Annotated in this window: 18 protein-coding genes and 2 pseudogenes; 13 read left to right on the top strand and 7 right to left on the bottom strand. The window is 40.5% G+C overall.

Annotated features, from left to right (window positions below; translation table 11 throughout):
• Window positions 1-6: 6 nt before the first annotated feature.
• The 6 genes and pseudogenes from NR125_RS26635 to NR125_RS26610 all read left to right on the top strand — a co-directional run bounded on the left by NR125_RS26635 (window position 7) and on the right by NR125_RS26610 (window position 5,468).
• On the top strand, window positions 7-1,158 hold the full coding sequence (locus NR125_RS26635) for a glycosyltransferase family 4 protein (protein WP_009332044.1): 1,152 nt from the start codon (window positions 7-9) through the stop codon (window positions 1,156-1,158).
• Window positions 1,155-2,411 carry a glycosyltransferase family 4 protein gene (locus tag NR125_RS26630; protein ID WP_009332043.1) on the top strand — a complete coding sequence of 419 codons (1,257 nt, stop codon included), beginning with the start codon at window positions 1,155-1,157 and terminating at the stop codon, window positions 2,409-2,411. Before NR125_RS26635 ends, NR125_RS26630 begins: the two co-directional genes overlap by 4 nt.
• Window positions 2,395-3,000, top strand: a complete 606-nt coding sequence (locus NR125_RS26625) for a sugar transferase (RefSeq protein WP_009332042.1) — start codon at window positions 2,395-2,397, stop codon at window positions 2,998-3,000. The genes NR125_RS26630 and NR125_RS26625 overlap by 17 nt, the downstream gene beginning before the upstream one ends.
• Window positions 2,997-3,596: pseudogene (locus NR125_RS26620) on the top strand (acetyltransferase); the annotation flags it as partial. The gene NR125_RS26625 and the pseudogene NR125_RS26620, both read left to right, overlap by 4 nt.
• Before the next feature lie 48 nt (window positions 3,597-3,644).
• The gene (locus NR125_RS26615; RefSeq protein WP_034296301.1) at window positions 3,645-4,820 is read left to right on the top strand and encodes a DegT/DnrJ/EryC1/StrS family aminotransferase; all 1,176 of its coding nucleotides are present in this window, start codon (window positions 3,645-3,647) and stop codon (window positions 4,818-4,820) included.
• Between the two features lie 450 nt (window positions 4,821-5,270).
• Window positions 5,271-5,468 carry a lipid II flippase family protein gene (locus NR125_RS26610; RefSeq protein WP_226280793.1) on the top strand — a complete coding sequence of 66 codons (198 nt, stop codon included), beginning with the start codon at window positions 5,271-5,273 and terminating at the stop codon, window positions 5,466-5,468.
• A 160-nt stretch (window positions 5,469-5,628) separates the two neighbouring features.
• Here the strand turns inward: NR125_RS26610 and NR125_RS26605 are convergent, their stop codons facing one another.
• Complete coding sequence (locus NR125_RS26605; protein WP_071156216.1) at window positions 5,629-7,020, bottom strand: DUF4179 domain-containing protein; 1,392 nt, start codon at window positions 7,018-7,020, stop codon at window positions 5,629-5,631.
• Window positions 7,013-7,564: an RNA polymerase sigma factor gene (locus NR125_RS26600; protein WP_071156214.1), complete on the bottom strand. Its 552-nt coding sequence runs from the start codon at window positions 7,562-7,564 to the stop codon at window positions 7,013-7,015. Before NR125_RS26600 ends, NR125_RS26605 begins: the two co-directional genes overlap by 8 nt.
• 203 nt (window positions 7,565-7,767) lie before the next feature.
• On the opposite strand from NR125_RS26600, the gene NR125_RS26595 reads away from it, so the two are divergent.
• Window positions 7,768-7,977 carry a hypothetical protein gene (locus tag NR125_RS26595; protein ID WP_256816484.1) on the top strand — a complete coding sequence of 70 codons (210 nt, stop codon included), beginning with the start codon at window positions 7,768-7,770 and terminating at the stop codon, window positions 7,975-7,977.
• Here the strand turns inward: NR125_RS26595 and NR125_RS26590 are convergent, their stop codons facing one another.
• Complete coding sequence (locus tag NR125_RS26590) at window positions 7,978-8,340, bottom strand: hypothetical protein (protein ID WP_071156210.1); 363 nt, start codon at window positions 8,338-8,340, stop codon at window positions 7,978-7,980.
• Between the two features lie 477 nt (window positions 8,341-8,817).
• Here NR125_RS26590 and NR125_RS26585 point away from each other — a divergent pair, with 477 nt between their 5' ends.
• Window positions 8,818-9,966, top strand: a complete 1,149-nt coding sequence (locus tag NR125_RS26585) for a glucosaminidase domain-containing protein (RefSeq protein WP_071156208.1) — start codon at window positions 8,818-8,820, stop codon at window positions 9,964-9,966.
• An 89-nt stretch (window positions 9,967-10,055) separates the two neighbouring features.
• Window positions 10,056-10,601, top strand: a pseudogene (locus tag NR125_RS26580) (N-acetylmuramoyl-L-alanine amidase family protein); the annotation flags it as partial.
• 496 nt (window positions 10,602-11,097) lie between these two features.
• Here the strand turns inward: NR125_RS26580 and NR125_RS26575 are convergent.
• Complete coding sequence (locus tag NR125_RS26575) at window positions 11,098-12,045, bottom strand: L,D-transpeptidase family protein (protein ID WP_226280648.1); 948 nt, start codon at window positions 12,043-12,045, stop codon at window positions 11,098-11,100.
• A gap of 163 nt (window positions 12,046-12,208) precedes the next feature.
• Between NR125_RS26575 and NR125_RS26570 the strand changes: the two genes are divergently transcribed.
• A complete protein-coding gene (locus NR125_RS26570; RefSeq protein ID WP_009332036.1) occupies window positions 12,209-12,985 on the top strand; it encodes a DUF4309 domain-containing protein in 777 nt (258 codons plus the stop codon).
• Window positions 12,986-13,223: 238 nt separating this feature from the next.
• Here NR125_RS26570 and NR125_RS26565 read toward each other — a convergent pair whose 3' ends face one another.
• Entirely contained in the window at window positions 13,224-14,039 is an 816-nt protein-coding gene (locus tag NR125_RS26565; protein ID WP_256816481.1) for a hypothetical protein, read from the bottom strand.
• A 374-nt stretch (window positions 14,040-14,413) separates the two neighbouring features.
• Here NR125_RS26565 and NR125_RS26560 point away from each other — a divergent pair, with 374 nt between their 5' ends.
• A complete protein-coding gene (locus NR125_RS26560) occupies window positions 14,414-14,914 on the top strand; it encodes a hypothetical protein (protein ID WP_009332034.1) in 501 nt (166 codons plus the stop codon).
• A gap of 199 nt (window positions 14,915-15,113) precedes the next feature.
• Here the strand turns inward: NR125_RS26560 and NR125_RS26555 are convergent, their stop codons facing one another.
• Together NR125_RS26555 and NR125_RS26550 are read right to left on the bottom strand one after the other, a co-directional pair.
• Window positions 15,114-17,228: an SA1320 family protein gene (locus NR125_RS26555; RefSeq protein ID WP_256816480.1), complete on the bottom strand. Its 2,115-nt coding sequence runs from the start codon at window positions 17,226-17,228 to the stop codon at window positions 15,114-15,116.
• A gap of 13 nt (window positions 17,229-17,241) precedes the next feature.
• Complete coding sequence (locus tag NR125_RS26550; RefSeq protein ID WP_256816478.1) at window positions 17,242-18,177, bottom strand: DUF1672 family protein; 936 nt, start codon at window positions 18,175-18,177, stop codon at window positions 17,242-17,244.
• A gap of 311 nt (window positions 18,178-18,488) precedes the next feature.
• Between NR125_RS26550 and NR125_RS26545 the strand changes: the two genes are divergently transcribed.
• Complete coding sequence (locus NR125_RS26545; RefSeq protein ID WP_256816476.1) at window positions 18,489-19,784, top strand: amidohydrolase; 1,296 nt, start codon at window positions 18,489-18,491, stop codon at window positions 19,782-19,784.
• Between the two features lie 16 nt (window positions 19,785-19,800).
• Window positions 19,801-21,228 (top strand): M20 family metallopeptidase, encoded by a 1,428-nt coding sequence (locus tag NR125_RS26540; RefSeq protein ID WP_256816475.1) that lies wholly within the window; start codon window positions 19,801-19,803, stop codon window positions 21,226-21,228.
• Window positions 21,229-21,419 lie beyond the last annotated feature (191 nt).

Raw genomic sequence — 21,419 nt, 5'->3', positions numbered from 1 at the left:
GGAAGAATGAAAGTTTGCCATATTACCACGGTGCATCCATATAAAGACATAAGAATTTTTATAAAAGAAGCCAAATCCCTGCAGAAAAACGGTTATGAAATGCATCTTATCGCTCCAAATGCTCCTTCAGCCATCATTGATGGCATTCAAGTTCACGGAATTAATCTGAACAGAGGAGATAGGCAAAACAGGCTTGGACGGATGATAAAAACAACAAATCTCGCCTATAAGAAAGCGATGGAAATCAACGCTGATCTATACCATTTTCATGATCCGGAATTAATTCCTGCTGGCCTGAAATTAAAGAGACAGCAGAAAAAAGTTATCTATGATGTTCACGAAGATGTCCCCCGCCAAATTCTGCAAAAAAATTGGATACCAAGATTATTAAGAACTGCAATTTCCAGTGTTTTTGAAGAATACGAGAAAAGGGCAGTGAAAAAGATGGATTATGTCGTTGCTGCTACACCTTTTATAAAGAATCGATTCACTTCAATAGGATGTAATTCAATAGATATTTGCAATTATCCGGTACTTTCTGAGTTTGATCATAGACATTCAGAAGAAGAGGTGAAAGAAAATGCTGTTTGTTATATAGGGGCTATATCGAAAATTAGGGGAATTTTTGAGATGGTTGATTCGATGAGCTTAGTTCCCGACGTCCATCTGTTCTTAGCTGGAAAATTTGCATCTGATGCTGAAAGGGAATTGGTGAAACAGAAGAGCGGTTGGAAGAAGGTATCTGAATTAGGATACCTGGACCGTGAAGAAATCCGTAATGTGCTTTCCAAATCTTTAGCAGGATTAGTCGTACTGCATCCGACTATTAATTATAAAGATGCCTTGCCTATTAAGTTATTTGAATATATGGCAGCAGGAATCCCCGTTATAGCATCTGATTTTCCATTATGGAAAGAAATTGTTGAAAAAAGCGATTGCGGTATATGCGTAGATCCTTTAAATCCGAAAGAAATTGCGGATGCCATTCAGTTTTACATCGAGAATCCTGAAGAAGCTAAAAGAATGGGTGAAAACGGGAGAAGGGCTGTGGAGCAGATCTACAATTGGGACTTGGAAAGCAAAAAGTTAGTTTCCGTATATCAGACTCTGCTTCCGGAGAATCGGTTTGTTAGAAATAAGGGTGAGGTTTTTGGATGAATATCTGGATTTTTAATCATTATGCAGCCGCTCCCGAACATGTGGGGGGCACCAGACATTATGACCTGGCAAAACAATTATGTAAAAAGGGACACAGTGTAACCATCTTTGCCTCGTCATTTAACCACTTCTCAAAAGAAGAAATGGTTTTTAAAGACGGCAAGAGAGATTATCAGCTGGAAACAATTGAAGGAGTGAATTTCAATTGGGTAAACACTCCTCCCTATAGAGGTATTTTAGGAAGAGCCAGAAATATACTGAGCTATACAATCAAAAGCTTTCAAGAAGCGAAAAGAGATTGTGAAATGGAAAAGCCGGACTTGATTATTGGTTCAAGTGTTCATCCGTTGGCAGCTTTTATAGGATATCTTTTAGCCAAAAAAGCGAAATGCTGTTTTTACTTTGAAGAAAGGGATCTCTGGCCGCAGACGTTTGTGGATTTTGGAAAAATATCCGCTAAAAATCCCCTTGCTGTCGGGCTGTATAAATTTGAAAAGTTCCTTTACCAAAAAGCGGACAGGATCATCGTCCTGTTTGATAAGGCACAAAATTATGTCCGATCAAAAGGGACCGATCATAAAAAGGTTATCTGCCTTCCAAATGGGGTTGACCTGTCAAATTATCACCAATTCAAAAGATCAGATTCTGTGGATCGCATTTTCAAAGGTATAGAAGATAAATTTGTGGTTGTCTATACCGGATCACATGGAATTGCTAATCATCTGGAACCGGTCATTGAACTGTTTTCCAGATTGGAGGATAATCCTAAGCTTCATCTTATAATGGTTGGAGACGGTGCCAGAAAGAAAGAATTAATGTCCATTGCTAACGAAAAGGGAATGACAAATATCACTTTTGCAGACTCAATTCCAAAGTCGGAGATACCTTATCTGCTGAATAGGGCTAACATGAGCATTATTTCCATTATGGATTCCCCTTTATATAAGTGGGGTTTCAGCATGAATAAAATTTATGATTATATGGCTGCAGGGCTTCCTATAATCATGATGGCAAGTCCCAGGGATGTAGGTTCTTTAATGGATGTCCCCGGTATACAAGCAAGCAATGTAATGAAAGAAAATGAACGTGCCATTATGCATTACTTCAATAATCCGGAGGAGCTTAAACACGATAGCAGGCTATTAAAAGATTATGTGAGAAAGCATTATTCCTGGGAAGTGCTATCAGATCAGCTTGAAAACTATATTTATCAGGATATTTATAAGGAGGAAGCAGATGAAAAGATTATTTGATTTTAGCTGTTCTTTGATAGGATTAATAATCCTGTCCCCTCTTTTATTACTTGCTGCTTTGCTTATTCGGATGAAATTGGGATCGCCGGTTCTCTTCAGGCAAATGAGGCCAGGATTATATGGCAGGCCATTTTTTGTCTATAAATTCCGTACGATGACAGACGAAAGGGATGAGAATGGAAACCTGCTGCCGGATGAGGAAAGGATAACGCCATTGGGGCAGATGCTGCGGAAATTCAGCATTGATGAATTGCCTCAATTATTTAATGTAGTAAAAGGAGACCTTAGCCTGGTGGGTCCCCGTCCATTATTAATGGAATACCTGGAGTTGTATTCGCCTGAACAGGAACGCCGCCATGAAGTGAGGCCAGGTATCACTGGCTGGGCACAGGTAAATGGGCGGAACACTATTTCATGGGAGGAAAAATTCAAATTAGACGTATGGTATGTGAATCATCAATCTTTTTTTCTCGATATAAAAATAATTTTCCTGACTGTTTATAAAGTGTTCAAGCGCGAGGGAATCAGCCAGCAGGGACATGTGACGATCGAGAAATTTTCTGGACATAAGGCAGGAAAGCCATTATGAAGCCAATTGCCATTATAGGAGAAGGCGGTCATTTCAAAGTCATCAGGGATTTAATTGAAGCGGCTGGAGAATATGAAATCATAAGTATTCTGGATGATAAATATAATGAGCCGGCTAATCTTAACGGAATAACCTTCGCTTCTATTTCTTACGCACACCAGCTGATTGCCGAAGAGAATCCTTATTTTTTTATAGCTATTGGGGATAATGCCGCCCGGAAAAAAATCGATGAAGAGCTTTTGGCGGCCAATGCTCATTTTGCAACGCTTATTCATCCCTCGGCTGTAATAAGTCCTTCCGCAAGACTGGGAGATGGGACAGCCGTAATGGCTAACAGTATTGTAAATGCGGACGCAGCCGTTGGCAGACATACCATTTTAAATTCGTCTTCAGTGATTGAGCATGATAATAGGATTGGCAATTATGCACATATTTCCCCTGGGGTTATTTTAGCGGGGAATGTTCAGGTTGGAAATGGTACACACATAGGAGCAGGGGCTGCTGTTATTCCGGGAAAGAGAATTGGAAAGTGGTCCATTGTTGGTGCGGGCTCTGTTATTAACAGGGATCTTCCTGACTATATTACTGCAGTGGGTGCACCTGCAAGAGTAATCAATAGTCAAAACCAAAACGAGGTGAAGCGGATGGCAGAGCCATCAAAGATTTTTCTTTCTCCTCCTCATATGAGCGGGGAGGAACAGAAATACATAAATGAAGCATTTCAAACAAATTGGATTGCCCCCCTTGGACCAAATGTGGACGCTTTTGAAAAAGAACTTGCCGAATATGCAGGAGTCCGCGATGCTGCTGCTGTCAGCTCGGGAACAGCAGCCATTCATTTGGCTCTCCGCCTTTTGGATGTACAGCAGGGAGATACAGTATTTTGTTCCTCCCTAACCTTTGTTGCAAGTGCTAACCCCATTTTATACCAGGGAGCGGAGCCAGTCTTTATTGATTCTGAGCCTGACTCCTGGAATATGTCCCCAGATGCATTGGAGAGAGCAATAGTCAGAGAGACAACCGCCGGTAAACGCCCAAAAGCGGTCATTATTGTTAATTTATATGGTCAAAGTGCAAAAATGAATGAGCTGCTGGCTATTTGCAATCACTATAATGTTCCGGTAATTGAGGATGCCGCAGAATCTCTTGGAGCAGAATATCAAGGCCGGAAGAGCGGAACATTTGGCAAATTTGGAGTTTATTCATTCAACGGAAATAAAATTATCACTACCTCTGGCGGAGGGATGCTCGTTTCTAATGATGAAGAAGCGCTGCAGCGTGCCCGTTTTTTGGCTACTCAAGCGCGGGATCCGGCTGCCCATTACCAGCATAGCCAAATAGGGAATAACTATCGAATGAGCAATATTTTGGCTGGAGTCGGCAGAGCACAGCTAAAGGTGCTTGACGAAAGGATAAAAGCAAGGCAGGAAGTATTTAAACGTTACAAAGAGGCATTGGGGAATATAGAAGGCATCACTTTTATGCCCGAACTTCAAAACACGCTGCATAACAGATGGCTGACTACACTGACAATTGATTCAGAAATGCTGGGATTAACCCCTATTGATATAATAAATGCTCTTGCTGACAAGAATATTGAAGCACGCCCGGTGTGGAAGCCGCTGCATCTTCAGCCATTATTTAAAGGAGCAGAATATTTTTCTCATACATCTACTAGAAGTGTTTCTGAAGAACTCTTTAATACTGGGATCTGTCTTCCATCAGGTTCAAATCTTACAGAAGAACAGCAGGAACGAGTCATTGAAAGTGTGCTGGGTGTCTGCCAGACCCGTAAGAATCTTATTTTACAAAAGGGCTAAAGAGGTGAGAATTTGAGACTTCTCCGGTTGTTAAATATCCCGATGCTTCTCTGACTATTTGTAATCTTAATTTTGGAAGATAGGGATTAAATTAGCAAAAAGTGACTCCTGTAAATTTTCTCAGCTTACTATAAACCTGCAGCTGAATATTAGTATTAAACAAAAGCTACCAGTCCACTGGCTGGTTGCTTTGTTTTTGATTATAATCTACTTGATCATTTTACCCTTGTGTCGTCTAATTCTTGGATACGTACTAAAGCAACGGGGGTTGAAATGATGATGGTATAATTTGGGTAAAAATAGTAAAGGAATTTATTGGTAAGTGGTTTGGGGTGTATTAGGATAAAAAACTGGATGTCTTAGAATGTGGATACTAAACTAAACTGCCGTTAAACTGCTACGGTATACTATGAATTCCTACTTTTCTCAGGATATTTTCTAAAGTATACGATTGGTGTTTTATCTGCTTATTATGCAGCCTCTTTTGTGCCTGAGGAACACCGGCTGTCTGCTTCTGCCTCTTCCGGTATGATTAATGGTATTACAACAATTCTATTAACATTATTGGTTGATCCGCAGCCAGCTATTATTACAGATCAGGCACTTAGACAAAAGCGGTCTTATGGAGATGTGAAAGCTCTTTGCTGATCGGTACAAAATTGCTTGGCATTACAAGCTGCAAAAATTATAGCGAGCTTTTACAATTAGGGATATGATTACCAGTAGCTGTAAGTAAAGGGCATTCCAATAGTATCATATGCACATTAACCTCTATGATAAAAAGCTTGAGGATATCCTCAAGCTTTCCCTATTTATCATTCATCTTCTTTAATTCGTCTTTGTTAATGGGAATTTTCATTTCCCATTCCTCTATCCACTCAGGAACGCTGTTAAATGATCCAAATACCAGATCTTCGCTATATGGTACATTAAATTTAATAAGCTGATTTTTCCGATTGTTATTAGTTTTGAAATCTTGTTTTTCAATAGAGTCTGCCTGATTATTTTCCTTTATTTTATGCATAAAGAATAAGTTTTTTCTTATCTCAACGAATTCCCCTTTGACATCAAAATATACCCAGGTTTCTTTCTGCTTTTTTTCAATCTTTTTTATTAGAATTCCGCCATTCTCTCCTTGTGGCAGAAAAATTGGCAGTTTCTCAGTAATGCTGATTGTATGAGGGGCATGTTCAATATTAAAATTAAAAGCTAAAGGCTTAATGGTAATGCTTTCCGGGATTTCTTTCACCGGTATATGAAGGCTGCTGCTTACTCCTGTTCCGATGCCTGATTTATACCTAAACGATTCACCTGCAGAGTTAATTTGTTTTATCTCTTTCCCGTTATCATCGAATACTCTGTAATCTAGCATCCCCGTTTCGCTGATTAATTCAGTTTTTTGTTTTCTTTCAAAGTTCAGCTCCAGGCCGCTTGGGGCGAATATGATATTCCTTACCTTTAATTCACCAAAGTCTGCCCTTTTGGTAATATTAGGAGTATAAAGGTAGCTTTCGCCGGCTCTTTCGACCGAGAAAGAAAAATTCCAGTTTCCTTTAAGTGTTTGGCTTCCTGGTGCTTCTGTTGGAATCAGCTCTTGAATAGACAAATCAAGTGTAAATTTTTCTGGTAATGGCTGGTCGATCGCGATATTTTGGACTTTCACGTATTGATTGTTATCTACCTCAACTGTTTTGCCGCCTTCAAAACCATATTCATTCAAAGCCTTACCATTCACATTCATATTAAATACAAAAAAATCTAGATCCTGCCCTTTATATCTCCCGGAATGAGCCTGAATGGAGTAGATAGCAGATATTCTTGCGCCATCATAGAATATTTCTTTAAATTCTATTTTTACTCCTTTATCATCTGCGGTTTGATTAACATGCTGAACCTCATTCGTTTTGGCTGCTTCCTTCTGGCCTTCGTCTCCATGTTCACTAAAAAACGTTTCAAGAAATGGAAATGCAGCAAGTACCTGCTGCTTCATCGGACTTTGCAGCATGACGATAAGTGTAAAAGCCGTAATCAAAAGCGGGGTCAAAATAAAAGCGGTTTTTGTTTTTAGTGTAAATTTTCTAGTATCAATCTTATTATGAATTTTTGAAAACACAGCTTTTTTGTCTTTTTCTGTAAATGTTAATTTTTCTATCTCTTCTTTTGTTAATATCTTATTTTTGCTTAAGCGCGAGTCATTCATTTGTAAAAACCTCCTGTTCAAGAATCGGGCCCAGCTGTTCTTTAGCCCTGCGCAATCTTGTATGGACAGTAGCTTCTGGAAGGTTTAAAATTTCCGCTATCTCCTTAATGGATAAATCCTGAAAAAACTTCATCATAATAACTTCACGATATCTCACACGCAGCTTAAATACAGCCTTTCTTATTGAATATGCAATCTCCTTTTCCATCATTTCCTTATCCAGGGAAGCAGCTTTTTCTTCTGATTCCGGATTTGTCCCGAGCAGGACTATTCGTTTAACAAAAGAGCTTTTTAAATGATCCTTACATTTATTGATCGTTACCCTAAAAAGCCACGTCTTCACATATTCTTTGCTCTGAAGCCTTTCTATGTTCTGATAAGCAGAAACAAAGACGTTTTGTACAATATCCTTGGAATCCTCAATATTTTTAAGATATGAATAAGCAAGAAATGTCAATTCATTGCCGTATGTATTCATTAATTCTTCAAGAAATTGAGCATATTGTTCAATCGAATATTCAGTAATATTATTGTGTGCATGCATTTTGATTCCCCTTTCACTATATAAACGATTTTAAGGGAGAGAATTGTTCAAATTCCCAAAAAAATAATAAAAGAGCTGCTCCTTGCAGCTCAATTCATAAATTTTATTTTATTGCTAAGTATTTACCATTATATACCCCGAGAATGGTGATCTGCAGGTGAGCAAACTGAATCTGCCTCGCCAGTCTATTCCAATCTACAATATTGAACGTGGTTCCCCGCGGGCAGATTATTTCTAATGCGTTTTTCTCAGGACTGGTAAGTGCCTATAATCAGCAGACGAATGAAACAGCAGAACATTTAAAGATTGGACAGGCAGAATCAATGGAAGTCTTAAATAACAAGCTTTGTATTGGTGTATATCCGGGAGCTTTCTTATTTGAATATGTAAAATCCCAAATAGACTTTCGGTGACTATTTCTTATTTACTAATGCAAGTTTTGCTTTTGAAGGTGTTTCGTATCTTAAATAACCAGGAGTAGTGCCGGGTTCCTGCGCAACAAAATAGTTACCGCCTAATCCATAAAGCGGTACAAAACGCACTGTTTTAGTTTTATATACGCGAAATACTTCTCCAGGCTCAAGTTGTCGGATAGGTTGAAGATAAGTATTTTCCAATTTAAATAATGTTGCACCTTTTATGATTGTAACTCTTCCAATTTGACCTGGTTTTAATTCAGCACCATCCCACCATACTTTTGATGAGGCAGCATCAGCAGAGAGGTTAAGTGTGAAAAATACTAACATCGCCAAAAAAATGCTTGAAAATTTCTTCATTTTATCTCCTCTTTCTTACTAGAATATGAACATTATAACAATTTTAGGAAATTTATAACTTGGAAATTTTTACTATATTGAATAACGAAGTGATAGATCAGTTGATTAGGGGGAAAGGATGCCTTCCCTATATGATCCTAGGACAATGTTCCCGCAGAAGTGACATTTGGTTATATTCTAGATACTGAAGGAATTTCAAAATCCAGTCTTATAACAAGGAGGACAATCATTCTATAACTCTTACACAGAGAAAAGAGTGGTATATCAAAGAGAGATATCCATTGGAAGAGTGAAGGAGATTGAAGGTTCGGAAGGGGAATTCCTCATTTCAAGTAGCGTGTATATAAGAATCATACAATTAAAGGTCTTTGATCCACAGGTTTTAGTATAAAGGACCTAAAACTTTTACCTCCTTTCATTCTCCTATTCTGTTATAATAGCATTTAGTCATATTTTGTAAATTAAGGAGGATTTTTGGTGCATAAAAGTTTTAATTCTATTACTTTTGTCATATTGTTATTTCTTATGCTGAGCAGCTTTTCATCCAGCTCTTATGCGCAGGGTCAAAATGAAAATATTGCTGGTTCACCGGTGCTGACTTCCAGCCAGATGGGGGATTTTGTTTTGATGCACAATCCAACCCCACTGCTCCAGGGAGTAACTATATATCAGCTGGCAGATTATTATTTGAATACTGGGCGCATTGAAGGAATTCGCGGTGATATTGCATTTGCCCAGGCGATTAAAGAGACGGGTTATTTTAAATTTGGCGGAGATGTAATTCCCGAACAAAATAATTATGCCGGTATTGGCACGACTGGCGGCGGTGTAAAGGGAGCCTTTTTTAAGACGGCTGAGGAAGGGGTTCGTGCTCAGATTCAGCATTTAAAGGCATATGCTTCAAAAGAGCCATTAGTTACGGAGAATGTCGATCCGCGTTTTCATCTCGTTACACGTGGGATAGCGCCAAAATGGACAGATCTGAATGGCCGCTGGGCGGTACCGGGAAATAATTACGGCCAGGAGATTCTGGCAATCTACAATAATATGGAGAAAATGACTCTCCAGATTCCTAATGTTTCTTTGCCTTCCAATCATAAATTGCCGGTAGCGAAACTGGTTCCACGCAGAAATGTGGCTATGTATACACCGGATGGCAAATTATATAATACCTTGCAAAAGGATGTTCATTATCGTGTGTACGGTGTGAAGGGAAGCTATTATGATGTAGGCGGGGGCTACCTTGTTAAGGGAGACAGCAGCAAAGTTGGAATTTATATCGGCAGAGTATACATAAAGGATACAAATATTCCTCTTTACGGTCCGGATAACAAAATCAAACGGTACCTGAAAAGGGGAGAAACGATCCGCGTTTACAGCTATGATAATAACCGTTATGACGTGGGCGGCGGATATTATATTAAAAAAGGAAGCAATCAGACCTATTATTTGGGTACAGCAACACTCAAGCAAAATACTGTTCTTTATGATAGAAACGGTAAAGCTGTCCGTACACTTAAAAAGAATGAAGTATACCGCGTGTATAAGATAGACAGCAGCAAGCTCGATCTTGGAAGCGGCTATTATATAAACTATGATAAAAAGATTATAAACTATGTGAATTAAAGGGCAGAGTGCCCTTTTTTTATTAGAAGAAGGCATATGTACAAGCAGTGTGACTCTATTCACAATATATTAACTTAGAGGTGATAAGAGTGGTCAAAATTTTTATTGATCCAGGTCATGGCGGCAGCGATTCAGGTGCAACTGGCAACGGTCTTCTTGAAAAGAATCTCACTTTGCAGATTTCTGTAATGATTAGGGATATGCTCTCCCAGTACCAAAACACCGAAGTTAAGATGTCCCGTACAACCGATGTGTTTGTGCCATTAAAGGAGCGGACTGATTCAGCAAACGAATGGGGTGCAGAATTTCTTCTTTCTGTTCATATCAATGCATTCAATGGGGCTGCAAGCGGCTACGAAGATTATATTTTTCCAGGTGCTGCAGGTGCAGCAGTAACCTATCAAAATATCATACATGAAGAAGTTTTAAAGGAGACAGGCTTCTCAGATCGGGGAAAAAAGCAGGGAAATCTGCATATGCTTAGAGAAAGCCGGATGCCGGCGTTGCTTACAGAGAATGGGTTCATTGATAATGCTTCAGATGCTGCGAAATTAAAACAGCAGGCTTATATTGAGAGAATTGCTCAAGGCCATGTGAATGGGCTGGTTCGGGCATTCAATTTGAAAGAAAAAACTCCAAAGCCTCCATACTGGGATGGAGTTGAGATGAAGCAGGGCCAAATCGGCAGAATTAGTATACTCAAAAGAATTAATCTTTGGAAACGCGATGCAAATAACAGGCTGACCTTTGTCCGTATTTTGCAGCCGGGCGAACGGTACCGGGTGTATGGATATGATACTCTTTATGGCGGCCAGTATAATGTCGGAAGCGGCTATTGGATAACCAATATGGATGGCTATATTAAGTATGAAACACCTTCGAAGGAAATGCTGCAAAGGACAGAAGAATATTATAATTCTTGAGGAAGCCCTTCTTTTTGTCATTTTGAGGTAATATTCCGATTTTGAGGCTTTGCCTGCATCAGTGAAATGGACGGTACCTGGTACATGTATTATGATTGCGGTTATTATGATCTGTATTTCTTCTTTAAAGAAGGAAACCGATCTAACCTGGATTATGTGAGACTTAAATAAAAGGAGAAAAAGGAGAGCGTGAGCGGCTCTCCTTTTTCTATTCCATGACAATAATCGGCTTCTTAGCAGGCTCCAGCCACTGCAGAATTTTCACTAATTCTTTTTCCGCTATGGCTGTACAGCCTAATGTGTAAGCAGTACCAGAAGTTTTGATATGCAAAAAGATTGCGCTGCCTTCTCCTTTTATAATGGGATCTTCATTGTATCTAATGACAATTCCATATTTATAGAGAGGATGGTTCATTCTTTCGAAGGATTGCCAGCGTGTATACGGGTTTCCGGTGTAAGTGATCCATTTGTTATAGTCCGCCGAGGATACATCATCGACCCAGTAATCGTTAGAAGTTATAGCCTTAAATGGGTAGCTCATGCCTGAGGGCTTCGGTCCCCACCCAAATGAGGTTCCGAGCCTATAGGTTCCATAAGGAGTCCTGGCATCTCCCTCTTTTGTCTTTCCCATGCCTTCTTTTCCTATCACTGCCGCAACAGGCGAAGAAGCCTGCATCCATTTCCCGTTTTGTTTTTGATAGGTTTGCAGAGTGGCGGCTGTTTTCACTGATGATTTCTTCACGACAATCATCTGCTGTGCTTCACTTTTCAGCTGTGTATCTTTCTTGTAGACGCATGCCACGATCTGCAGCTTAATTTTAGAAGGAGTCTGATAGCTGATCAAGGTATCCCGTTTCACATACAATCCGCCTCCAACACTCAACAGACCCGGTTTAAAGGCGTACACGCGATAAACCTCTCCTGCTTTTAAAGTGCGGCTGTAACTCAGCTGTTCTCCGTTTAACTTATAGAGTGGCGTATCCTTAAGCACAGTGATCCTGCCGATTTGTCCGGGACGGAGCTCTGAGCCATCCCACCAGACTTTTGTGCCGGTTCTGATATCATTGCAGTCTATGTCTGCAGCCTGAGCGGGATTGCCATGAAATAAAATAGCCATACCGATCAGAACCAATAAGAACTTTATATATTTTGGCATTATTTCACCTCTTTTTAAACCTCATCATACACGATGGAACTTCCATAGGCATCTATCATTTGGCATGATTCATCATATTTTAGGCTCTTATTCCTGCATTTTTATCTTCAGTCTAACATATGCATATCAGTAGGAAATCAGGAAATAAGCAGGAGGTTTGATTATGAAAATAGGCAAATTACTAGTTATGTTTTCCCTTGCAATAGCTTTACTGCTGTTCTCCGATAAAGAGGCTCAGGCAGGATCTGCCCCAATCGGCGTTAAATGGGATAACTCCATTCTCATTCAAGGCCAGATAGGGAGGGTCACCATCCTTCAGGATACAGCTCTTTTCAAGTATGAAAAAGGCAAATTAATTACGATTAAAACCCTCCGAAAGGGAAATATTTATCGGGTGTATTCCTATAAAGATCAAAATGGCGGTGTATATGGAGTAGGCGGAGGTGCTTTTGTCAAAAAATCATCCTCTATTAAATACGAGACACCCTCCAAAACAAAGCGCAGCCAGCTTGCCAGAATTGTATTTTTTGATGAAGGAGATTTTCTAAAGCTAGCTAAACAGGGCGTTATGAAAGGACAGCCATTTTCACTTAATAATGATGATTTGAATGATGTGTATGATTACTTCGGAAACACTCCTTCATGGGAAGGATATTATGAAGGAGGATATGGAAGGCAATTTGGGAACTATATCTATTTTACAAGCTGGGAAGACGATCCGAAATTTACAGCGTTCATGTGGGCCAATGATGGATTGACTCCTTTGACACCCTATATTATTAAAAATACAGTTGGAAAACCATCCTGGGAAGGCATCAGCGAAATGGACGGTCATTGGATGATGTATTATGACCTTGGCTATTATGAGGTTTACTTTTCATTTAAGGGGGATAATCGTTCGGATCTGCATAGTATTTTGCTGAAGAGGAGTTATAGATAGAAAGACGTTAATCCTATCATTAATATTTTTTTATAATATATGCCATACATTCAAAAGGAGATGCCCAAAGCATCTCCTTAAATATTTTACGGATTAACCCATTTTAGCTTCTCTTTCGAAGCTGTCTTATAAATCTGTGCAGTTTGGTTAAGCGACTCATATAACCTTAAACGCCGGCGCAAATGATATTTGCTATCTGCGATTCAGACAAATCCTCCGAACTCTCGGCTTCATACCTTTACTCGACAAACACGCCTCCAGCCAAACCGGACATAAGCATCATATCGGACACTTTTTCAGCTGAGACCGCTTGGTCCTCTGCAGTCGTTCCATCTCCATAAAAAGCATTAAGTGCGTCTAAAAACCATTCAGGTCCTTCAGTAATTACGAACTTTCCGGATGAATTGAAGGTATCCATTGCTTGTGACACCATGGAATATTTCTCATCATCCGTTAGTTGAACCCAATCTTCACCGTCGGCAGTTGAAAAATCAGTGTCCGGATAGGAGGCTGTTTCTATAAACGAATCTGTCTCAGTGCTGCCGGAATCTGCGACTTCTGCTTCATCACCCGATTCTGTTACAGCATCAGCGCTCTGTTCAGCAGGTTCTTCTGCTGCCACTTCCGTTTCATCCTCATATGGCTCGCCATTTTTTGAAATGGCATAGACTGAAGGTCCATATTCTATTAAATATTCATTCTCGCTGGAATAGGTAGAAAGTTCAAGGTTGCGGATGGAGCATGTATAATCTTCTCCGCAATCTAAATCCCCTGATGCACTCTCCGTTTCATTTTCCAAGTAAGAGATGACTTTTTCGAAGATTTCCTTTTGTTCGGAATAAGTCATTGCATCGTATGTATCTTCCACTGTTAAATGGAGGTCATATAAGACATTTGTACCATCATTTTCAATTTCAATTACATATCCAAAGGATAAAATTTCACTGAGTTCCTCTGAGGCTGCCATACGGTCGATCATTTCTTCCACCCTTTGTTCATCTGCTGAACAGGCTGATAAGAAAATAATTAAAAATAAAATGACTAACTTTTTCAAAGCTGTTTCCCCCTGATGTATGAATCTTAAAAGTGTAGGGCTATTACCCTAGGTAAATATACTAGAATTTCACTGGGAATAGTTAGAAAAAAGTTAATTGGATTAAATTGGATAATTCTTAGGGGCCAGGAAGATTTGTATGGTTTATAAGTGATGAACCTTTTCGATAATTTGTTACCCAGCACCTATTTATATTAGTAGGAATTATTTAGGATTTTGGAGACTATTTTATAATCAAGCGATTGTTTGAGATCAGTAGAGTTTTTCAGTAGAGCTTTTTTAGCATGGAACGAAGGAATGCGTTTTCCGTCTCACATAAATAGTGATTTCTGATATGATTAATTTAAATTAAATGGGTATCGGGGGAAAAAAGTATGGCTGGTATGAAATCAATAAACCTGGATGGGGAAGAAATCTATGTGTTTAACAGTGCCATCTATATCTTTGAATCGTCGGCAGGATGTACGCTGGAAGTGGATATGATTGTGAGTGAAGTTACTCTAAGAAAATATCAGAACAGGGAAAGCCTTATTACAGAAATAGAACTGGAAGACGGCGGACTGATTAGTTCGTTTATGTTTCTAAAGGCTGTACCTGGGGAACTGCCTCGGCTAAGCTTATTTTGCGAACTTGATCCGGATGAATCATACGAAAGTATCTTAAGAATAGGTGAGGACCATCAGGACTTTCCTGACATTGAAGCTGACATTACGCTGGAAGAGATCCGAAAAGTGGAAATGCCGAATGAAAAAATCACACTTAAATTAAACCTGCCCATAAGCCAGGTGGAATGGTTGAAGGACCAGAAAAATAAGGAATTAAATGAGCTTTTTAAGGAGCTGTTAGAGGGATATTTGGAAAGGCAGCCTAAATAATTCAATCAAATGTTTGATTGAATTATGGTGAACTGCAAATAGAATAAGGAAATCTGCAATTAGATAAGAGAAATTGCAAATAGAACAATCAATTTTGCAAATAGACAATTGGACTTTTCAAATAGACTTATATAAATAAAAATTGGGTTGAATTTTATAATAGAAAACCGAGCTGGATCAGCTCGGTTTAATAATCTTATTAATTAATCGTTCCGCGATCTACTTGTTCATACAGAATCCCCATATTACTCTTCACCTTTTTGGATACCTCGCACAAAGCATCTATCGCTTCTGCTTTATGGTTTCCTAATTGATAAACCACATCATCAAATAGCATTTCCATCTCTTTTAAAATAGCAATGGATGCGAGGTTGTAGAGGTGGACATTATAGTAGCCGCTATTGTTGAAAATGGCTGTCTCGACATAAGGCCTAAAATTCTCTAAAAGAGTAGGGAATTCTATCATTAATCGGTCTAAGCCTTTTCGAATGCCTTCAATAGTGCCAGCAAATTCGTCCAAAGGCTCCAGCGCGTTGTTGACACTGTTTCTGATTTTATCATCAAAGTCCGAAAACAGGCCGAATAATTTGCCGGGGATGGTATAGTCCAAAGCGAATTTGGTTGCGCCTTTGATGGTGCTTGATAGGAGTTCCAATGCATTTTCAATATTCAGAGTGATTACCCATGCTTTATGCAATAAAGGCAAGAGGAGTGCATGAGTTGATCTGGTAAAGGCAGTATAAGCAGTATCCATCTGGAATTCCTTAATCTTCATCCTCAGCTCCATATAGGGGGAATCTTCCAGTTTATACGTATTCTTTCCCTGTACGGATATTGAATTGGAATGAGAGGATTTGCTTCTGATAGAATGCCCGAGGGAAAGGTCCCGGTCATGAAAATTAGCGGCAACGTCCTGGACTTGTTTCTGGTATTCGCTGATATGTGAAAGAAGCTTATCCCTGTTATTGTTGACGATCCCATAATGGGCTTTTAACTCACTGACTACAGCATCATACCAGAGTTCTTTTCCGCCCTCAAACAGTTCCGGGATTTTATTGGAAATAATCTGGATAAGGCTTTTGGAGAGATCCTGAACATCTGCTTTCAAATCATACAAAAAGCTACGTATTTCATTAAAGATGCTTTCCACACTGACGTTCGTCCGGAAAATATGTTCAAGCAGCTCGGCAGGCGGGGAGTTCAGTATATAGTTCAGTGATTTAGCATGACTTTCCGCCACATTTAATAAAGAAACTAAATGATCTATTTCAGCCGTTAATCGATTGCTGATCGAAGTAATCCCCATAAATAGCGGTTCACTGATCAGATTTTCAAACATCTCTTCGAAAATCCCCTGCAGGCGGCTGAGCCGTTCATAATAACGATTTCCTTCATCCTCTACAATGGCAACCGAATTGCCCAGGTATTCGTGAGCAAGATTCAATCTTTCCGTAACATGATTTTGCAGGGAGGAAGCAAGAAGGTCCAGGTTCTCCTTGTTGATCTCTATGCGTTCTGAGTGCCCGCCATAGAGCGGTACTCCAGTCCAAATGCTGGACACGATATGGGCATCCGCATCGATGTGGATTTTGCCATAGCCTGGCTTGCCGACTTCACCAATTACATAGAACTGAGTGCCATCTTCATTCCTCAAATAGCCTGTGTGGTTTGTACCAAGCTTTGATAATTCTGGGATCCCATTGAAGATTTCATACTGTTTACCTGGAATCCTGCCATGTAGATTTAATGCAATCAAAGTCTGAGTCAGCACATCGTAGCTGCTGAAATAATTTGTGATGTTGTCATAAGTTTTATTAGGATCCATCATGCCCTCAGGAAGGAGAGCGGGGTTAAGTGTAACTGCCTTGACCTCCGGATTTTCAATAGCCACTGCACCTACTAAGCCGCCCCCGAGAGAATTTCCTGCAATCGATTGGACGCCGCCAAATTGTTTATATTTTTCGTTCATTTCATTAAAATAATTTCTTGCTTCAGCTAGCTGCGCAGGTGTCAGGTCACTTAAAAGCTGAGCATCTGTAAGAATATCCTGCTTGCCATATTCACCATGTGCATCTGTTCCAACATAAATGATGGATATTTCTTCTGTCTCCATATTGACGATTGTCATTGCATCAAGCCCAGTTGGATCTTTATAATGCTCGTGGCGAACCTGATATTCAATTCCATTTACATTTAGAATATCCCCCTTTTTTGGATAGGTATAAGCATAGTAGCCAGCTAGCTCAACTAAATCTTTATCATTGTTTATTGAAATATTTTCGTTTATATTTGGTGAACCATTAAGTGTATTCATCTATTCACCTGCTTTATTCTTTGGTAATATCCTTCAGTAAATCCAGTGAATTATCTCCCATACCGCTGGAGCTCTGTTTATCAATAAAATTATCATTTAGGACAAAACTATATGAACCTCTAGGAATTGAAGTCATTTCCTCAAGATCTTTTGTGATTTGATCGAATAGCTCTTTGTTTGGTTTTGCATTTTTATCGGCCATAAATAATTGTATATTAATGAAAAGGTTGTCGGCCGCGAATGAACTGTCTTCAAAAGCATTCCTGAGATTTTCTTTACTTTCATCAGGGTTTTTCATGTAAAGATCATATACAGGTTTAATAGCTGCTTCTTTACTCCTCATCGAAATAAAGTAATAAGGAGTTGAGAAACCCTGTCCTCCAACATTTTGAAGTGCTTCTTTAGTTTTTCCAGTAACCTGACCATCTGCTGCAAGAGTCTCAAGATATTTGTCAAGCTGTTTGAACTCCTCTTTAAAGATCATGTGATACAATCCGCCTTTAATGGCATTTTCCACCTGGAATTCGTCCGCCCATATCTCTTCTGTCATCACTTTCTTTTCTAGTTCATCAATTGGTACTACAGCATAAGTGTAGAAATGCGGCTCACCTTTGGATTCTACAAACACAGTGGCCCCATCCTTAGCTCCAACAACATTATGCACCGTTACATCGGTCTTATATTTCTCCTTAAAAAACTTGATTGTTGCTTCCTCTATCTGATCAAGGCTTTCATCAGCAATTTTATCGGTTTCTTTTCCGTATGGGAGTGCATAGCCTTCACCAGTATAATCTTGAACGCTGATTTGTGATTCTTCAGAAGGAGCAGCCTGTGTTTCTTTTGATTTTTCACTTTCCTGATTGTTATTTGCGCTATTCATACCAGAACATCCTCCAAGCATTAATGATATGCCGACACTGCAGAGTAAAATTTTTGTTTTCTTGTGCATTTGTTAAATGTCCTCCCTAAAGGAATGTGCCATTCAGAGTATATCCCTTATTTTAGCGGATAGAGTTATATTTTTACAGTTTAAACGTGGAAAATTACACTTTTTAGGTAAAAATAGGGAGAAAGTCAGGGGGTGAATAGGGAGGATTATACTAAAGATTTGCTAAATTCCGCTCATGTTGTATAAAAATTCATTCAATCAAATTTTAATAGTTAAAAGTTTACTTTGAATTTTCTAATAACATGTGTATAATACATTTAAGGTAATGAAACGGAAAATGTCCGAAATAATATTCAACAAGGGGGATCATGATGGACAGCATCTTTTTAAAGGAAATAACTCCCCAGCTGATCAAATGGCGGCGCACTTTGCATGCACTGCCTGAATTGGGGTTCATGGAGTACATCACTACATACAGAATCGGAAAAGAACTGGAAAAGATGGGTTTCAAGCTTTATTTAGGGAAAGACGCGCTTGTCGAGAATTCCCGTATGGGGCTTCCTGCAAAAGCTGATCTTGAAGCTCAAGAGAAGAAGGCGAGGGATTGGGGTGTTGAAGAGTCCTGGCTCGACCAAATGCGCGGCGGAAATACCGGGCTTGTGGCAGTCTGGGATACTGGAAGAAACGGAGACCATGTTGGATTCCGCTTTGATATTGACGCACTGCCGATAAAAGAATCTGCAGATCCTGCACATCGTCCAGCCAAATACGAATTTGGCTCGAAAGAAGAGAATGTGATGCACTCGTGCGGACATGACGGACATACTGCCATCGGACTTGGGGTAGCCCAGTATATTTCTTCCCATGGGGATCAACTAAAGGGCCGCTTTACCCTTTTGTTTCAGCCGGCTGAAGAAGGTGGAAGAGGGGCTCGGGCAATGACAGACAAGGGCTGGCTTGATGATGTCGATTATTTTTATTCAGGCCACATCGGCATTAAGTCCCTGCCCGTTGGAACAATTGCAGCCACAACGCCGGGATTCCTGGCTTCAACTAAATACAATGCTTATTTTAAAGGTGTTTCCTCACATGCCGGCATTAATCCGGAGCTCGGGAAAAATGCTTTATTGGCGGCGACAACGGCTGCTAACAACCTCTATGGCATTCCGCGCCATCATGATGGCGTCACCAGGGTGAATGTTGGGAAGCTTGCTGCAGGCAGCGGCCGGAACATCATCCCGGGAGACAGTTATATGGAAATAGAAGTGCGGGGTGAGACACCGGAGATTGCTCAATATATGGCTGAAAAAGCGACCCGGATTATTAAGGCGGCAGCAGATATGCATGATGTGTCCTGCACAATCGAAGCAGTCGGAGTTACGGAAGTGGTTGTCTGTGATAAAGAGCTGATACCCAAAATCACCGAATGGTGTGCATCAAGCGAGCTTGTGAAAGAAGTGCTTCCTTCAGTCCCTGTCTCCGGATCTGAAGATGTCAGCTTTATGATGAATAGGGTCCAGACGCATGGCGGCAAAGCTACGTTTATGCTGTTTGGAACGAAGCTTGATTATCCTCACCACCATCCTCAATTCGATTTCGAGGAAGAGGCTTTACTAGTTGCGGTTGATGCTTACATTCACATCTTAAAAGGCGGATCAGCCATTTAAATTAAAGGAGGAAATCATGTCGAACAACTTTGCAAAAACATTTTTAACAGAGAACAAAGAGACGTTTGAAAAAATCAGTGAGTATATCTATCATCATCCGGAAACTAGATTTGAAGAGTATGCATCAGCAGAATTTTTAGCTTCTGAGTGCGAAAAAGCAGGCTTTCAGGTGGAACGCAAATCCGGAAACATTGAAACCGCGTTTGTAGCTTCCTATGGAAGCGGAGCCCCTGTTATTGGCTTTCTCGGGGAGTTTGATGCTCTGTCCGGATTGGGGCAGGTGCCCAACAAGACTTCGTACGAGCCAACCGAGCTGAAAGTCGGTCACGGCTGCGGGCATAATCTGCTTGGGACCGGCGCTTTTGCGGCAGCCTGTGCAGCAAAAAAGTATTTAGAAGAAAACAATCTGCCTGGGACTGTAAAGTTTTTTGGCTGTCCGGGTGAAGAAGGCGGTTCCGGAAAAACCTTCATGGTCCGTGAAGGAGTATTTGAAGGGGTGGACGCAGCCTTAACATGGCATCCTTCTCCGGCCAACAGCATCATGAGCCTTTCCAGTCTCGCAAACTACCAAGTTTATTTTAGATTTAAAGGTTTATCCTCACATGCGGCGAACTCGCCTCATCTTGGACGAAGTGCCCTGGATGCGGTTGAGCTCATGAACGTGGGTGTGAATTACCTTCGCGAGCATGTTGTGCCGGAAGCCAGGATGCATTACGCCATCACCAACACAGGGGGCATCTCGCCAAATGTCGTACAAGCAGACGCTGAAGTGCTGTATCTGATTCGCGCGCCAAAGGTTCAGCAGGTGGATGAAATCTACAAGCGGGTTTGCAAAATCGCGGAGGGCGCGGCTCTGATGACAGAAACAGAGCTTACCATTGAGTTTGATAAGGCCTGCTCCAATTATATTCCAAACCGCAGCCTTGAAAAAATTCTCTATCAAAGCCTTCAGGAAGCCGGCATCGAAAAACCGGACGAAGAAGAAAAGGCCTTTGCCGAAAAGCTTTGGACAACCCTATCAGAAGGTGAAAAAGAAAGCTATTTAGATATTTTAAGAGGATTTGGATATGTAGGGGACGGCAGTGAATTTGAAGGAAAGTACCTGGCAGAAACGATTTCAGCCTATGAACCTTCCAAAGAAGTTCTTGCCGGCTCTACAGATGTCTCAGATGTAAGCTGGGTCGTTCCAACCGCACAGCTGACAGCCTCAACATCAGCACTGGGCACACCGCTGCATACATGGCAGATGACCACCCAAGGCATCAGCAGCTATGCCCACAAAGGCATGCTCCGGGCAGCAGAAGCCATGGCTTTAACAGCTGTCAAACTGCTGACAGACCAGGAAGAATTAGAAGCTGTCAAACAGGAGTTCAATGAATTCAAACAAGCTAATCCTTACACATGTCCAATTCCTAAAGAGGTTAAGCCATCTACTTTAAAGTAACTTCTCATTCGGACAGGTTAAGCTGAAAACCGGGAGAAGCAGTCTGAACCAGGCGATCATTCGGACAGAAGAAGCAGAAAACAGGGAGAGTGAGTCCGAACTTAGCGCTACTTCGGACAGAAGAAGCAGAAAACAGGGAGAGTGAGTCCGAACTTAGTGCCACTTCGGACAGAAGAAGCAGAAAACAGGGA

Origin of the sequence: Cytobacillus sp. Bac17, from assembly GCF_024519925.1 — a bacterium.
GTDB lineage: Bacteria > Bacillota > Bacilli > Bacillales > Cytobacillaceae > Cytobacillus > Cytobacillus pseudoceanisediminis.
This window is presented reverse-complemented; position numbering and strand designations above follow the sequence as displayed.